This is a genomic window from Oligoflexus sp. (assembly GCF_035638955.1).
GTDB lineage: Bacteria > Bdellovibrionota_B > Oligoflexia > Oligoflexales > Oligoflexaceae > Oligoflexus.
In genome coordinates this window covers 1-15964 of sequence record NZ_DASQYZ010000077.1, presented here as the reverse complement: position 1 = coordinate 15964, position 15964 = coordinate 1, and the positions used below count along the sequence as shown (strand labels likewise).

Below are 15964 nucleotides of genomic sequence, written 5' to 3'. Positions count from 1 at the left end.
ATCAACCCGCATGATCAAAGCTTTCCCCCTGAGAGGGTTCCATGAAGAAGCAGGCTTCACCAGGCAGCCTGATGTCCATATGGAATGGAACGAAATCAAGGACGGAAGGATTTTCCTTCAAGAGTGTCAGGCCGATCGACCCTTGCAAGCGGCTCAAATATTGCTTCACGGCATCCAGACCCACGCCGCGGCCCGAGAATTCTGTGAGTCTCGAGGCCGTTGAGAAGCCGGGTTCAAAAATCATCGACGCGATCTCCAGGACGTTAAGCTGATTGTGCTCGTCAATTAATCCTTGGATGACGGCGATTTCCCGTATCTTGCGAATCGCAAGACCGCGACCGTCGTCGGATATGATGAGCTGAAGGCCATCGGATCCGTGGAGCGCCTGAATTTGCACTGTACCTTTCGAAGATTTGCCAGCCGCCACCCGCTCAGCCGCGGTTTCGATGCCGTGATCCATTACATTTCGCAGGATATGAACGAGGGAACTGCGCAGTGTTTCTGCCGCCTCAAGCGTGAGGAAAAGCCCGTCGGCATCGATGATGCGAAGGTGAGGTTCCTCTTTCATCAGATCCTTGGCAAGCTTTGCGAGAGGTATCTGGTTTTCGAGCAGAAGTGCGGACAATGGCACAAAGAGTTGATGCACGAGCTGCTCGTCGAGGCTTTTAAGCACTGAATGAAACTGTTGTACGGGGAGAACCCGCAGGATCCGTTGAATTTCCCGATGCCACTGCATGAGTTCCTTGCGGCTTAGGTTGACATAATTGTTTTGATGATCCTGCCGGTTCAGTTTTTCCTTATTAACTGTCGCGTACCGATCGAGGATTATCACAAGTTCCCGATGAAGCTCATCCATGCGATTTTGATTCCAGGCTTGCTCATCGTGCTGGGTCAGACCGAGCTCGGTTTCCAGCTTGTGGCTCCTGTCCGTTAACTCCGTCAAGCCCAGGGTTCTGGCCGAACCTTTGATCGTATGAATATTTATGAAAAGCACCTTGACGATTTCTGGAGCGAAATTTCGGTTGGTGAGGATCAGTCGGAGGTTCTCATCAAGGAAATGACGGCTGCTGTGATAAAAGCGCTGGAACTGATCCGCTGCTATATGGATCAGCTGCGAGATGATCTGCAGTTCGGCTTCCTGCACCTCCGCATGAATCCGAACAGCCTCGATTTCGGTGACATCACGGCAAGTGATCAGGATCTTGGCGACCTTTCCATGCCGGTCCTGGACCGCTGTCCAGTCAAGGTCGATCGAACGCTGTCTCTCATCGGGCCATGTCAAATGCATGCGATTCGGAAAGTTGCCACAATTCATCTCGAAGACCAGAATATCCTCGTTCATACTCGCGAGCATGGTCTGCTCCACTCTGGCCATGGTATCGATGCTGAGGCTGCTGTAGCGAAACAGGATGGTAAGGGCTTTCTGCCCTTCCAGTTCGCGTTCAGCCAGTATGTCCTCCAGAAAAGGCGAGTACTCACGATCAATCACGAGGTTGGGTCCAACGACCGCCATGATCCCCAGGTGACTGCTTTGCAAGAGAGAGCGGATATCGCGCGTTTTCTCCTGCACCTTAAGCTCGAGATTGGTGAAGTAGGAGATATTTTCAAGCGCCATCGCTAGAGACTGCAGAACTCCAGAAAGGGTAACCTTATCAAGATCAACCCAGCTGAACGGCTGATCGGCTTCCAGAACCAGCCAGCCTTCCGTCCTTTCCCGGCCTTCCACTTTAAAAAACCAGGTCCTGTCATTATCCTTGTCGAGATCACTGGCAACCAACGCCACTGGCAGGCGAGGAGTGGGACCCTTCTCTGGACCTGATGGCTGGGATAATTGTAAAGCCTGAGATTGCCCATCCTCGTCAATGAAGAGAGCCCGATGCAGTCTAAGTTGCGGCATCACTTTCTCGACGAGGTTCAGGGCGATCTGCGCAGCTTCGGTGGCCGATCGTGTGTGGGCAACCTTGCGGGTGAACTGAAGCAGAAACTCTAAGCGGTCCTTCAGCGAAGAAATCTGTGTCCATTGCTCGGCGATTTTCTGTGATTGCTGAATTCGGGTCTTCTGCAATTGATTGATGCGGTCGGCCAAACCCATGGCCAGTACGATGCTCTCCAATGCAGATCCTATCTGACTTCCGTACGTCGACAGAGCGATAGGAAGGGGCAGGCCACCGAGTGTGATGGCTGCACCCAGGGCGATGAACATCAGGAAAACCGACCATCCCATAAGAAAAAATTTCGCCTGTCGGTTGCCTCGAACGGCCAACAGAAGGCTGATTGTGAAAGCTGCGACGCAACCAAAGGCGCCCGCCATAAACCCGAGTTTCTGAACAAGGTGAAGAGGAAGGCCGAGACAGGCGATAAAGACGAGAACATGAAAGACGATGATCCCTCTCCAGATTTGGAAGACGCGGGGCATGGTCTGTTTCAGGCCGAAGAAAAAAATCTGGAAGGCATACATGGAAGGGGCGAACAGATTTCCAGCCAGGGACCAGCCTCTTTGAGCCATGAACTGCGAATTCCCCCAGAAAACTTGCATGCCAAAGCCGGTCCAGGCCAGGTAGAACAGGATGCTGGATGCCATGACAAGCAGGTAAGCGGCATAGGAACGGCTGAATCCGGTCGAGACGTAGATAAAAGAATTGTAGAGGAAAAGGGCTGCGAGCGCCCCGAAGTACAGGCCGAAGATGAGTTGCTCCTGCGCCACATGACGAACGAGCGCATCTTTTTCCCACAGAGCCAAAGGCAGCGTCAAGGCACTGCTGCTATGGGTTTCCATAAAGAAAGTTCGGGTCGACCGTGCCGGAACCTCGATGGCATAAGTAAAGTGCCGACCCGGCAGGAGCCTGGAGGCATAGGGAAAAACATCGCCGCCCTCCTGTTTGCTGATAAGCTGCCCATCATGCACTGTGTAAAGTCCAGCGTAATCGAGCATGGGGTAGGTGAGCGCAAGAATCAACGACAGGGGTTTTTCATCGGGGTTCCTGATTTCCCATTGGATCCAGAATCGGCTATGGGTGTAACCAAAAGCGAGGCCTTTCTCAACGCGCTTGAACGGATGGGCGTCCTCGCCTTTCTGTAAGAGCGCTTCAATTTCAATGCTATGACTGGGATCTTCCCGATAGGAGGTGAATTTCTCGATCGAAAATCCTGTGTCCATGGCATCAGGATTGGGAACAAGGGGAGGGGCCTTTTGAGCCAAAGATGGGCGACTCCAGAGCAGGAACACGATAATGATGATCATCGGCCATGACTGGGCTTTTCGCATGGGTGGCGTTCTCCGAGTTTGCTTTCCTTTATGTTACAACGTTTTCAGAAAGCAAAACACGGTATGTTCCCCCATTCCCTGCGGTAAGGAGGAAGTAAAGGCCACCTTGGCAGCGGACTGATCCTGGTTCGTTCTCAGCGAAGCCGGCTGTTTACCAAGAGGCTATGACCTGCACGCGTTCTGGACTCTGCCTCCAGTACTTGATGGCGCCCGGATGCACGATCAAGTATCCATTGGCCGAACCACCCGGTGCGGTGATGCTGATGCCGTTGTCATAACTGATATAAGCATCTCCCGCAGGCCCAGAAAATCGCAAAGAGCTCACGATCTCATGACCGCTGATAACATTTGAAAGGCGATCGTTCACATTGGAGCTTTTCGTATCAACAGCGCTAATTTTTGTCTGAAGGGTATCGTGATTTGAACTGACCGTCTGCTGAAGCTCCGTCTTCGCGGCAAGGATCTTCTGGTCCGTGGCAGCAGTATTCGCCATGACCTGCTTCTTAACGTCTTCCAAGGCTGTACTGAGCCTTGCGATCTGTGCTTGCTGCATCGTTATAATCTTCTGCAATTCGTCCACTGTGGCTGCAGAGCCGAGGGTGCTGGTCAACATCATTGCAAGGCCGAGCATGACAGATATCCGGGAACGAAACATTTTTGACTCCATAAAGATTTGAGGGATCGCGTACGCTAGACTTGGTTTACTTCCAGTCTTCATTGAGCTCGGATGATAAACTGAGCGGCAACATTCGTAGGGCGGGTCTCAGGTGCTCCGTTGAGAACGGTCTTCCAGGTGCCGCTTCGAACATGGAAATAGACATGCCGCCCTTGGCCGTGATTGAGATTTTCTGTTGCTCCACCCCAAGGGTAAGCTTGACCATCATTCCCAAAACTCCCATGTCGTACAGAAGGAATACCGACGGTTCCGCCCTCGGTCGACCATTGGTGTCCGCCGCTATTGACGCTATACCAGTTGTTGCCATCAAAAGCCTCGATCGCTGCAGGGCCTATGAGGTCCGTTCGCGTGTCAATCCCGCTCGCAGATGTTGCGAAGGGTTGCGTCGTGCCTAAACTTCTATTGGCATCAACCGTCGCTGTCGGGCCTGCGCCCATTCCTGACCATCCGCGGAGAAACTGCCCGCGCAGGTCGGGAAGACGGAAGGAGTCGGCAGTGCCACCGTATGTATAACCCAGCTTCGCAAAGAGAGTCGGATACGATGCTTTCGTCACCATGCGGCCATCACAAGGAAGGTAACCATTCGGAACGGCAGTACCTGCAAAGGTTTCAATCAAACCGATTTGAGACGCTTTCAGCCCCTGAACTTCTGCGTGCAGCAAGGTGACCAGTTTTTTCAACTGCTCGACGTCGTTGGCTGCACCAAACGCATCGGAGTGTGAAGTAAGCAGAGCACCCACCAAAACCAGATTTTTGACCCACGCGTGTTGAATCATGATGCCTTTGCATTGCCTTTCGATTCCAAATATTAAAACCCGGAGCACAAACCTTGAGGTCAAGGATGGGAAGGGCTGTGAAATGTTGCAGGTATCGTTGAAAAAAATTCTGCCATGCCAAAGTGGTTGTGGCGTGCCATTTGTGTAGGGCATTCACGATGTTCGAGGACCTGAATGCGCAGGAACCGAGTGTGTTTCAGGGTGTGTAAGCTTGGAAGCATGCGTGACGAATGGCCGCGGGACGGCCTAAGATTCTCAACTCACCGGACGCGTCCAAGAGCTTGGCGTGTACGCGGCCAGCGCAGCTCGCGGATCTCCCATTTATTCATGGGATAGGATTTCACTGAAACGCGGTTGCTCTGATTGCCGCCTAGGATAATAAGGTGCTCCTGATCGTCCTCGACTATGCGATCCAGATAGAATCCGACATGATACCCGGACCGGGTGTCTTCGCTCGTCCGTTCGGTATCGTAGATCACGATGATGACGCCGGGAACCAACGCGTCTTCGGTGAGCTCCTTACCGTATAACTTCCATGTCTGCGCGCTTATCGCTCGAAAACTTCCCATCCTGGGCTTTGCAATGGGCTCTCCCGATTGCAAGAGGCTCCAGCCCACGAAGGCTCCGCACCACGGAGTTTCGTCACTCTGGATCCAGGAGTCGCCGACTGAACGGAAATACTCAAGGATGCGTTGATTGTGCTGACCGCTCCCTCGCTGCTCGCTGACACCTAATTCAGCCTTGGCCACCTTGAGCCATTCGGGATCGGCTTCCTGGGGGATCGTGTAACGAGAGTCTCGAACTTCGTAACCGCCGGGATCGAGGCCGCAGCCCTGCAACAACAGGAACAGGACGCTTGCCATGGGAAGCATCATTGGTTTTTTCATGGGGTAGCTCAATGAAAATGGGATGCCCGGAATGCAGGATCCGCTTGGGTGTTTGCTAATTCGCGAACCGAAAAGCGCCTGAAGCACTTCGGTCCAAGGGTAATGGCAGTCGAGGTGAAAGTCACGCTTTTCCCGGCATGAGGGTTCATTCTTCGCATGTGAATGCCTTGGTGTTTGGGCTGGCAATTCTGGTAGTGGTCCGGCATTTTCCCTTTCGATGGCAGGCTGCCGGATCCTCATTACAACCATTCACAGGTCTACGTAGACAAAGGACCTGTTGCCTCGAAATTGGGTGTAGCAAGTCTCCGTTATCAGGTTTTCGAGGTCAATCCGTTTTTCGAAGACGACTCGACGGACGCAGACGATAATACGATCGCATTCCAAGAGGGAATTTTTCAGCATTTATGTGGCTCCTTGCCCTCTGTATGAAACCCCATGAGCATTAGGAAATTCCGCTTCCGGTCACAATTCCGAGTCAATTTATGCCATCATGGCAAAGTGGCATATATAAAGCCTAACAGTAATAATATATCGATAAACGATACTTTTTTATTGCAACTTACAGCTGACTCCTGATACACCTGGATCGTGGTTCTTATCAGATCCAGGAGTCAAACATGTCACCGACCGACCTCGCGACGCTCAAAAAATACTTCAAGCGAACCCGTTTTCTGCTCCGGATTGTTTCTGGAGTGCTGACCTTTATTGTGTTGTCTGACATTTTTTCCGGTATGGTTCAGGGCCTTCTGGAATCCAACTCGGTGGCAGGCAACGGCAAGGATATCCGAGGAATCCTGTCTTATCTGAATGCGAGCATGTCTTTGGAATTCAACCTGCTGCTCGTTGCTATCATCAGCTATTTGATGATCGATATCCTGAAGGAATTTGAAAGCGGTCGTTTTTTTAACGCCAAAGTCTTGTCCAATATGCGGAAGATTGGCATCTATACGGAAATCGCCTGCTATTTCTTTATTCCTTTGGCGGTCGTGGTCGACATGCCGAATCTCGCAAAGAGCGATATGCCACTGCAGTTTGTCTTCAGCATCAGTTATGCCGGGGGCGCTGCGGGGACATTTATCCGTTATTTTTCCAAATTGATACCAATCGGTCGAGCATTGGAAGAAAGCTATGAGCTCACAGTATGATTATCGTGAACCTTGATGTGATGCTAGCCCGACGCAAAATGAAGTTAAATGAACTCTCGGAACTGATCGGCATTACGCCGCAGAATCTTTCGGTGTTGAAAGCAGGACGAGCCAAAGCCATCCGTTTTTCAACTCTGGAAGCGATCTGCCGACATCTCGACTGTCAGCCGGGCGATATTCTGGAATATACGGCTGAAGCGTCCCAAGATGCCGATGATGGATCTCAGCGCGAAGATTCCTGAAGGTAAAAGACGCCGCCTTAAGTTCCCAAAGTCGCAGCCATTCACCTATGACAAAAAAGCATTGAGTCTGCAATAATTGAAAAAATTTGCAGTTTAGAATCGCCACTTCAAGCTCCGGGATTTTATAAAGGATGCTCCATGCATTGGAATCGAATGATCGCTGTGGCTTTCATACTGCTGCTGCAGGCCTGCAAAACAACCCACAGTTCGGTGTCGGCGCAGACAGGTTGTCAGGATGCAGGCTTGCTGGAAAGAGTCCTCAGTCTAGTGGATCCAGAAGCGGTTCCGCCCGATCGAAGAACCTGCATTTTGCAAACGTTTCAACAGGAACTCGATCGGGAAAAAGCCACAACCCAGGACAAAGCAGTCCATGATCGATTCGATTTCGCGGAATTACAGCAAAGCAGCAGCCAGCTGCAGGGATATCTTTACACCAAGGACAATATTTTCGATCGCAAAACCTACATCAAAGGTCCAGATAACTTTCAAGCCCATAGACGTCTGATTGGTCAAGCGCAGGAAGAGGTTCTATTTCAAACCTACGTTTGGGAATCGAAATCTGATTCAGCCAAGGAAATCATGAAGGGATTGCAAGACCTGGAACAAAACCGCAAGAAGTTCTGCCCGGACTGTCGACCCGTTGTGGTGCGCATTGTGGCTAATTTCGGACCGACGGCTTTGGATGTGATTGGAGCGATGACCAAGGGTGAGCGCGTGGTTGATTACGGTGCGGATGCCAGGAATGCTATCAACGCCTTGGGATTGGATCCCAAGGTGCTCGATATTCAAGTGCTGACCTATACGCACAAAGCCTTTGGAACCAATCATGTCAAGTCCATGGTCATCGATGGGCAGATGGCCATGATCACCGGAGCCAACGCTCAACGATTCAATGATGTAGATGTGAATTGGTACGATGTTGGCTATATGATGGGAGGTGCTGTGGCCCGGGGACTGCGCTATGATCTGATCAATAACTTGATCAGAGCCAGTTCTGGAACCGAGAAGGATGCGAATACCAAGCTTGCCGATGGTTTGGGCACTCCCTACAACAAAGTTTTCAATACGATTTATCCTATCGAAAAAATGATGGCGGATCCCTTTCAAGATAAAGCCGGAGTGCCCGTGGTGATCACCAGTCGCAACGGCAATGGAATCCCTTCACAAAGCAATAACAACAGCCAGAACCGCGCGTTTCAAGCGATCATGCAAGGGGCACAAAGGAATATTCGCATTCAAACACCCAATTTCAACGATGATGCGGCCGTCCGCAGCTTGGGAGCAGCCGTCAAGCGTGGCGTGAAATTGGAAATGATTAACTCCAAGCTCTTCAATTGTCAGAGCGAGAACCAGGTGGGACAGGGTGGACAGAACGAGAGAGGGATCCTGCGCCTGGTCAAAGAGATAGGCGCACCAACTCCCCAAGGTCCGAAGCATGAACTTCGCTGGTTTGCCATGATGAAAGACGGTCAACCCACGCGCGTCGTGGACAATACCAAAGGGAAAAATCCAGAAGAACGGCCGAACAACTCTCATGCCAAGTTTATGAGCGTGGACGATGCTGTGGTGGTGGTAGGAAGCGCAAATATGGACACGCAGTCCTGGAATCAGTCGCGTGAATTGAATGTTCTCGTGTTTCACCCGGAAGTTGTGCGTGGCTGGCAGGAACAGGTCTTTACGACAAATTTTGCGATCGCTGTTCCCGTTACGGCGGATGAGATCCGGGACGAGTCGATCAGCTGTGACATGACTTTTTGAAGATAAGGATGCCGGGATAGCCCATGTGAGGAAAACATCCCGGCATTCATCTTATCGCCTAGAGTTTATTGCGACAAATAGGAAGATTGTAATCCGCCTTCGACGCCTGTGCGCCCGAACTGGGAAACCATTGACCTGCCATGATAAAAGCCAGGGAATCAGCCTGCAAGGCTGGGACCCAATAGGGGTCGAGCTTGGGTGCATCGGATTTGGGATTGATCATGGAATGGGGGACGCCTTTAGGATAGAGACAAATGCTGGCGTTGGTCGCAATTTTTTGAAAGGCGGCGTGGATGGCTCCATTGTCAGCCGTGGGATCCGCCTCGGCGCCTACAAATTGAACGGGGATTTTGATACTTGCAACGCGCTGCGCAGCGTTCACTCCATAGTTTGTCATCGCGCGAATGGATCCAATGGTCAAGGAGCAAAGCCCTGCACGGCCACCCTCCACAGCGCGATTGGCCCGACATTCGGGGCCCCAGTCATTGACAAACCCCGGCATCACCTTGTCCAGGACCGCAGAACCGACACCACTAATTCCGGGATTTTTATAATAAGGAGCGTAAAGCAGGAGACGAGTCCAGATGTCTGGACCCGCTTCGACTGCGCCCGTCGCCAGACCGCCCCCTCCGGAAAGGCCAGCCAATATTTTTTCACCCTTGGATTGTCGGGCCATCTCATTCATGCTTTGGACAAAAAATTGCAGCCTATCGTTTTCATCATCACCTGGCTTGTACTCAGCTTTATTCTCGGTGGAAGGAAGATCCTTGTGATTGTCATCCTGTCCCTTAGGGCCATCAAAAGGCTCACGGCTTTGACCTGGCATCAGGGGAAGATAGACGTCGTAGCCCTTGGCCGCGAGCAGCTCACTGATGGCAAAGTATTGCTGAGGGCAGGCGGTGAAGCCATGAAAGAACATGACCATACCGCGATGTTCAACCTGGGATGAAGCCGGGTAAAACCTAGGCATGCACTCGGGTTGAATTTTCTTTCCGGTCGTCTCCAGTTTGATATGAGCTTGCCAGAGGCTGCTGGCTGCATTCGATGGTGCTGACTCGTGCAGCCGACTGCCGGTAGTTTTACAGCCAGCCAGTAGGCTCCCAACGACGAATAGCTTTCCAATCGAATGCATAGGTGTGGCCCCAATTTATTGGTAATTTGTAGGAGTATGGTAAGGGCAAAGGAGCGGTCAAGCAACTCTTATCAGACGTCGACCGGGTGGGCTCTAAAGGTGAGATGCGATCTCAGGCAACGCCTTCTTGAGGTTCTTCGATATCGGAATCGCATCCATGCGAATGAGAATGGATCGGTCCACGATGCTATTGGACGATAGAAAAATCCTACCCGCGTAGCCACTATCCCGTAGCCATTGGATGCAGGAAAGTCCATCATTGGTACGGTCGTTTTCAAAATGCCGGTCCACGACCAGAAAATCCGCAGACGTCACCTCATCCTGGTTGTCGGCAAAGGCTTTCATAAATTCACTCGGGCAGGCATAGGCCCGAATAAGCTGGGCTTCCTTAACCAGGGACCATTGGTAGCGTAGAAGCGGACTGTCTTCAATCAACGCAAACCTTGGAGCATCCGTCCGCTCGGAACGCTGCGATGCTCTCAAACCTGGAAGCGTTTTCGTATCGCCTGGAATGGATCGCAGCATATCCGGAATGCTGACGGTCATGCGCTTGGAAGGAATGCAGGTGGTTTTCAATGTAAAGAGGATCCTGGTCCCTGTCTCAGGGTCGGACTCGCACCAGATCTCGCCACCATGGGCTATGACGATTTTATTTGCGATCGCGAGTCCCAGGCCTGTCCCGGATGCCTTGCCATGGGTATAAAAAGCAGTAAAAATTCTCGTTCTGCGGTCCGCTGCGACAAAGCTTCCGCTGTTGCCGATGACAAACGTCAGGGCGTCGGGGCCTTCATGGGTTTCTACCCAGAGCCGCCCTCGGCCATGCATGGCCTCGACGGCGTTTTCTATGATATTGACCAGGACTCTTGATACTTTATGTTGATCAGCCAACACCTGATGCTGGTGATGGAATGCATAACTCAGGACGACATCGCGCGCCTGGACGCGGCGGAGCCCAACCCTTACGGCTTTCTCGATGAGCTCGGCAGGTTCCACCGCTGCCAGGCAGGGCTTGGCGAGACCTCCCACTTCCAGGACGTCCGCAATCATGCTGTTCACATCGAAGAGTGAACGATCAATCTCGGGGCCGAACTCCTGAATGAGGCAGGCTATCTCCTGTTCACCTTGCGCCTCGCGGAGCAGCTCCATCAGGGATTGGGTCAGGGAGAAAGGCCGCCTGACATCATGGGCCAGCATCTGAGCCGTCTGAGCGATGGTGGTCATGGTCGAGATCCCGCCGATCCTTTCGTTCATGTCACGGATCTGCTTTTGGGAATTCTCCAGACTGATAATATATGGGCGCAGATGGGCCAGGATTTCCCTGATAAAGGAGGCACGATCATCAGGCAGACCTTGGAAGACAAGAAAGTGATCATCCACCTTAAGGATAGGATCGGAACCGCAGATCAACGGATCGTCTTTCTGAATGATGATGTGGGGCCAGGAAAAATGCGTCATCAGGATTTCGCGGAGATTGTCCTTGAAATGCTCCGGCTCCGATATGAAATCCTTAAGGCTGAGAATCAAGCGGGTCAAAAAATAATTGACGTGAGGCCCCGCATTCTGCTGGTTAACATAGGGCCTCTGCAAAGGCTGCTGGAAGTCGAGCATGGTTCGGCTTTGGGCATGCCGCCTGATTTGATTGTCAATCTTCTGCCAGGAATGGAAACCCGACTGCTGACGGTATCGGCTGGCCCGGTCGATGCTGATGAGCGCTTCGTCGTATCGATGCAATTGCAGCTGGATGAGGGCCGCAACGCGGAAAAACTGGGAGTTGATTGCGGGGTCGCTGGCCTCAATTTCGTGATTTTTAAAAATCGTCTCGAAACGCTCTTCGATCATGTAGGCGTAGCCCCGCAAAGCGAAGGGCAAAAGAGCGATGATCAGGGCGATGGGTCGATATCGAAGAAGTTTCTTTTCCTGATTGAGTTTCTGAAAGTGGCTGCTGAAAATCTCACAACGCACGATATCCCCTGAATACGCGAAAGCATAGAGGCAGGAGACCTGGAAAATGGCGTGATAGTAAGGGTCCGAAGGCATGATGGGCTGAATTCTATCCAGCAGGCGGGGGATGTTTTCGAGGCGACCGCAAACAAAATTCGTATAAGGAAAGGCGGCCACGATGATGTTTTCGGCAAACTTCGGCAGCTTTCTGCCGGAACTCCGCCTTTGCATGGTCAGGCGGAACATAAGGCTCGCCACGGCAAATCCCAGGCGCGGCAACCCACTGATGGCGCTGAGGTGTCCGAAGAGGAAAATGCCCGTGATCCAGGCTTTGGAGTAGGGGAAAAAGAACGAGATGCAGGTCATGCGCCAAAGGGCGCGATACGCTTGACGGTGGTCGACCCAGAAGTAATAAGAAAAGAGCGCATAATTGAAGACGAGGTTGGCGAAGCTGTTCCAGGCGAAGCTCGCCTTGGTTTGAGGCAGACCCAGACCGATTTTAACGCTCAGCAGGACGCGATCGGCCTCGACCAGCTCCTTCAAGGGCCCCGGCAGTGCCCCCACATCCATCGTGGCCCCATACTCCTGAGCTTCCCGCAGCTGCCCGGACCAGGTCAGAGCCCAGAGTTTCTTGAGCGGCTCAGGCACCGAGGCATCGGGCAACGCTTCCAGGTCCTGAGCCAGATAACACTCATAAGCTGCGCGCGGCTGATGCCCGGGTTTCATGGCAAAAGGCTCGTTCGCAGCGCCTGCAGCAGCTGAGCTTTTTTCTCAAGGTAAGGCATATGCTCGCAGTCTTCGATTTCAATCAGGCGACTTCCCACAAAATATTCACGGAGTTTAAGGGAATTGCCGTGCGGCATCAGCCGATCATTCCTGCCTGAAATGATCGTGATAGGAGGACGTGCGCTTTGATCCTGGAAAGCCTGCTCCGTGGCAAAGCCGCGAAAAGCCTTCATCTGTCCGGCAAAGGTTCGCCTTGGGGTGGCCTTTTCCATCTGCTTATCATGCAGAAGCTTGAGCCGTTCCCTATGCTCGTCCATGGCTGCATCCGAGATGCAGAGCCTCCACATGGAGAGAGCCATCTCAAAAGGGCTGCTGCCTGTTGGGTTTTGCAGATCGGCAAGAAAGGTCGCACCGGGTGGAACATAGAGTTTGCCACCGCCTGTTGTCGACAGCAGCACGAGATGCTTGACTGTTTCTGGATAGAGGGCCGTATACTGCTGCGCAATGCAGCCGCCCAGACTATATCCCAAAAGGTTGAAATGCTTCAGGCCCAGATGCTGCACCACTTCCCTGACATCGCCTGCCATGGCAGGGACAGTGATATCGTCAATGGACTCGGGATGAAAGCTATAACCTGTTCCTCGATTGTCGAGAAGAACCAGATCGAACGAAGGCAGGAGCTCATGCAAAAACTCGCTTGTCCATGAGACTATGCTGCCCGAATAGCCCATAATCATCAGCAGAGTTTCCTTTGGCTCTGTGCCGCCGCGGAGTGTCTGATAATGTATGCCCCCAGGGGTCCTGCCTTTGATGTCTTCCATGAATTTATTCTCCCTTGGTCTCGAGCACCCAACCCCTGCCAAGCAGAGTCTGGCTGATCATCCGTTGGTCTGCCATTTCATCGTTTCCCGATACTATAAAGAAGAGCCGGGGTCCATAGCTATAAAGAGTCATCGTGAACCGGCTCTGCGGGACCCGGCATGGAAACATATACAAGGCCTGGACGGCCTTCGAAAGGGATGGCAGAGGAAGCGCTGGTCCAGGAATTCTGCCAACACTCGTAAGCAGGGGACGGTCAAAGGCTGGAAGAGGCGTCTCATGCATCTTGATCTCAGCAAGCAGCCGGCCCGAAGTTCGCAAGAGATACCTTTTCCAGATGGCCTTGTCCGTTTGAGCCAATTTACTCAGCTGCTGCTGGTCCAAATCGAGAGTCGCGAAGCCATTCCCCCAGCCCGTCTCGAAGCTGTCCGCGCGATCCAGGTTCTGCACGAGGCGGATGCCATCCGGCAGCAGCGGTGCAAGCTCATTCAGGATGGATTGCGTCAGCGTTTGCTGGGTGGACAAGGGGTGAGCGGACAGGTCCTTGGAGAGGACGCAAAAAGCTTCCCGGGATCGCGTGGAAGCAAAAGAAATCGAAGGTTCCATCGGGCCAGCTCCTTCACGAAAGGCATGATCCAGGCAGAGAAGACCGCGCTGCGCATCGACCAGAAAATGGGGGATGTCGATCAGGAGACCTGGACCAATGGACTCGTCCAGCGGCTCAACCAGGATCCCGGCCCACAGATCCTCGATGGAAAGCTGCCAGCCTTGGGCTTTCAGATACGCAGAAAGGCTCTGTTCCTGGCTCACAAAGAAGTTCTGAATGACTTGAGCCTGTTTCCTGCCATCAAAATCGCCCCTTAGAAGATACCGGCAGCTGGCCTGCCGACCTTGCTGAAAGAAATACATATTGGTGGCGTTCTGTTGGAGAATCAAGGTCTCACCCCTGATGAGGCCGCACGCATGAATCGTTTGAACTGTTGCAGCCAGATCCTGTTGCAGGCCTCGCGGTAACTTTGGATGGCGCTCTCGTTCAAAAGGCACGATGAGCCCAGACGATTCTGCAGCTGCGTGGCAATGCCATCGGCTTCGAAGATCTGATGAACCTCCCTGGCCAACGACGTCAGCCGTTCTCGAGATACTGGAGGATGCGTTTCAAGCGTGCAGGCCGCGAGCAGTGGCCCAAAATCCAGGTGACGTCTTTCGTCAGCTTCAACCTCTGTGTCGAGGTCCAGCGTCTCAGAGTCCAAGCACACGGAGCGCCTATAGACAAAAGCCCCCATAGCAAATGATTCCAGGCATACGTGCAAGATCGCCAGCAACTCCTGGGGTGAATCATATTTTTGAACAAGTTTCAGAAGCTCGACATAGTAAGAGGGAATGTCTTCCTGAGGAAAAGGCCCATCCAAAGATTGAATCTGTTTCCAATACAAAGACTCATGGCGCTGCTCATCCTTCAACTGGCTATCGATGATGCGCAGAATGGGCTTTTGGGTAAAAAGTCCGCGCAATTTTTCCAGAGCAGGCTGGATGATAACCTCACCCCAGGCTGTTTGGGCCAGGAGGAGTGCAAGTTCCTTGGCATGGGCGCTCGCGACTTGAGGTTTGACAGGATCAGGGGAGACGAGGGAGTGCCGGAGCATAATATTTCTCGTGTCTGGGAAAGCTGACGTTAAGGAGCAAAAGCCGCCACCAGGTCGTGTTCATAGGTGCGGTTGGGCACGTTGAACAGCAGCAGCCCAAAATCGAGAAACATGGCCGCCTTCTGATAGGAATGTCCAAAGCAATTCACAAAGAGCGTATTTTGATTCAAACCCGAGCGCCATGGCGTTGAGACAAGAGTGGACTCTGAACTTCGTGTCAGAGAGGAAAGCTTAGGCTTATAGCCTGAAGCAAAAGCTGCATCAAAATAAGGTGCGATGTTCGAGGGCTTGCCATAAAAGGCGGGCACACAGCAGGCAGCCATCAGCAGATCCCTGACCCTGCTTCCCGCCGGCAGGACTCGACAGCCATGGGCAAGCTCTTTCTGCCCTTTGACACCGACATAGGGGGTGAAATTCGCAGCTATCGAACTCAGGTCCTGATCCAGATAATCACGGGAGAAAATGGATTCGATGACCTGAGCCAGAGCCTCGCGCTCAAAGGCACTGGTTCGCTGTATGGCCAGCTTATGAATAGCCTTCAAAGGAGACAAACGATCGGCATGATGGCAGGAGCGAAAAATCCTGTCGAACGAGCCAAAAAAATCAGCGATCGGCATGGCCAGGGCCTCGTGCTGAACGGCATGGAAGCCGAAATAAGCCAGAGCCCCTCCCGAAAATCCATGAATTTCCTGCATGCGCTGCAGACGATCCCAGCCGATCGCGCGCAGGACGAGATAGTGTTTGGTCGCACTTGGACCTGTGCTGTCCAGCACGAGTCGGGTCTCTTCAGGTCGCCTGGTGGCAAAGAACCCGTCGAACGGCTCTGGTTTCCACCATGGCCGTGGGTATTGGGGCAGACTATGGAATCTATATGTCCTATCGCTTACGTGAAGAGTTGGCCTATGGCATGGACGAGTACACGTCCGTGAAAAAGGCCTTCCTATCAGCAGGCAA

The 15964-nt window shown here is 52.5% G+C and carries 14 protein-coding genes; 4 read left to right on the top strand and 10 right to left on the bottom strand.

What is annotated here, in order from left to right:
• Position 1 precedes the first annotated feature (1 nt).
• The 4 genes from VE954_RS07305 to VE954_RS07290 form a co-directional block, all read right to left on the bottom strand.
• Positions 2–3265 carry a 7TM diverse intracellular signaling domain-containing protein gene (locus VE954_RS07305; protein ID WP_324951183.1) on the bottom strand — a complete coding sequence of 1088 codons (3264 nt, stop codon included), beginning with the start codon at positions 3263–3265 and terminating at the stop codon, positions 2–4.
• 151 nt (positions 3266–3416) lie between these two features.
• A complete protein-coding gene (locus tag VE954_RS07300) occupies positions 3417–3920 on the bottom strand; it encodes a hypothetical protein (RefSeq protein WP_324951181.1) in 504 nt (167 codons plus the stop codon).
• Between the two features lie 59 nt (positions 3921–3979).
• A complete protein-coding gene (locus VE954_RS07295; protein WP_324951179.1) occupies positions 3980–4717 on the bottom strand; it encodes a phage tail protein in 738 nt (245 codons plus the stop codon).
• Positions 4718–4977: 260 nt separating this feature from the next.
• The gene (locus VE954_RS07290) at positions 4978–5604 is read right to left on the bottom strand and encodes a TIGR02594 family protein (RefSeq protein ID WP_324951177.1); all 627 of its coding nucleotides are present in this window, start codon (positions 5602–5604) and stop codon (positions 4978–4980) included.
• A gap of 617 nt (positions 5605–6221) precedes the next feature.
• On the opposite strand from VE954_RS07290, the gene VE954_RS07285 reads away from it, so the two are divergent.
• The 3 genes from VE954_RS07285 to VE954_RS07275 all read left to right on the top strand — a co-directional run bounded on the left by VE954_RS07285 (position 6222) and on the right by VE954_RS07275 (position 8749).
• On the top strand, positions 6222–6749 hold the full coding sequence (locus VE954_RS07285) for a hypothetical protein (RefSeq protein WP_324951175.1): 528 nt from the start codon (positions 6222–6224) through the stop codon (positions 6747–6749).
• Positions 6746–6991 (top strand): helix-turn-helix transcriptional regulator, encoded by a 246-nt coding sequence (locus VE954_RS07280; RefSeq protein ID WP_324951173.1) that lies wholly within the window; start codon positions 6746–6748, stop codon positions 6989–6991. Before VE954_RS07285 ends, VE954_RS07280 begins: the two co-directional genes overlap by 4 nt.
• 138 nt (positions 6992–7129) lie before the next feature.
• On the top strand, positions 7130–8749 hold the full coding sequence (locus tag VE954_RS07275) for a phosphatidylserine/phosphatidylglycerophosphate/cardiolipin synthase family protein (RefSeq protein WP_324951171.1): 1620 nt from the start codon (positions 7130–7132) through the stop codon (positions 8747–8749).
• 58 nt (positions 8750–8807) lie between these two features.
• Here the strand turns inward: VE954_RS07275 and VE954_RS07270 are convergent, their stop codons facing one another.
• From VE954_RS07270 to VE954_RS07245, 6 genes are all read right to left on the bottom strand, one after another.
• Positions 8808–9881, bottom strand: a complete 1074-nt coding sequence (locus tag VE954_RS07270) for an alpha/beta hydrolase (RefSeq protein WP_324951169.1) — start codon at positions 9879–9881, stop codon at positions 8808–8810.
• Between the two features lie 93 nt (positions 9882–9974).
• On the bottom strand, positions 9975–12548 hold the full coding sequence (locus VE954_RS07265) for a HAMP domain-containing sensor histidine kinase (RefSeq protein ID WP_324951167.1): 2574 nt from the start codon (positions 12546–12548) through the stop codon (positions 9975–9977).
• Positions 12545–13369 (bottom strand): alpha/beta hydrolase, encoded by an 825-nt coding sequence (locus VE954_RS07260; protein ID WP_324951165.1) that lies wholly within the window; start codon positions 13367–13369, stop codon positions 12545–12547. The genes VE954_RS07265 and VE954_RS07260 overlap by 4 nt, the downstream gene beginning before the upstream one ends.
• Before the next feature lie 4 nt (positions 13370–13373).
• Positions 13374–14303: a hypothetical protein gene (locus VE954_RS07255; RefSeq protein ID WP_324951163.1), complete on the bottom strand. Its 930-nt coding sequence runs from the start codon at positions 14301–14303 to the stop codon at positions 13374–13376.
• Positions 14300–15010, bottom strand: a complete 711-nt coding sequence (locus VE954_RS07250) for a hypothetical protein (protein ID WP_324951161.1) — start codon at positions 15008–15010, stop codon at positions 14300–14302. The genes VE954_RS07255 and VE954_RS07250 overlap by 4 nt, the downstream gene beginning before the upstream one ends.
• 29 nt (positions 15011–15039) lie before the next feature.
• Positions 15040–15783 carry a hypothetical protein gene (locus tag VE954_RS07245; RefSeq protein ID WP_324951159.1) on the bottom strand — a complete coding sequence of 248 codons (744 nt, stop codon included), beginning with the start codon at positions 15781–15783 and terminating at the stop codon, positions 15040–15042.
• On the opposite strand from VE954_RS07245, the gene VE954_RS44135 reads away from it, so the two are divergent.
• Positions 15762–15964 (top strand): MMPL family transporter (locus VE954_RS44135; RefSeq protein ID WP_414698980.1); only part of this gene is annotated, 203 nt, incomplete at its 3' end. The genes VE954_RS07245 and VE954_RS44135 overlap by 22 nt on opposite strands.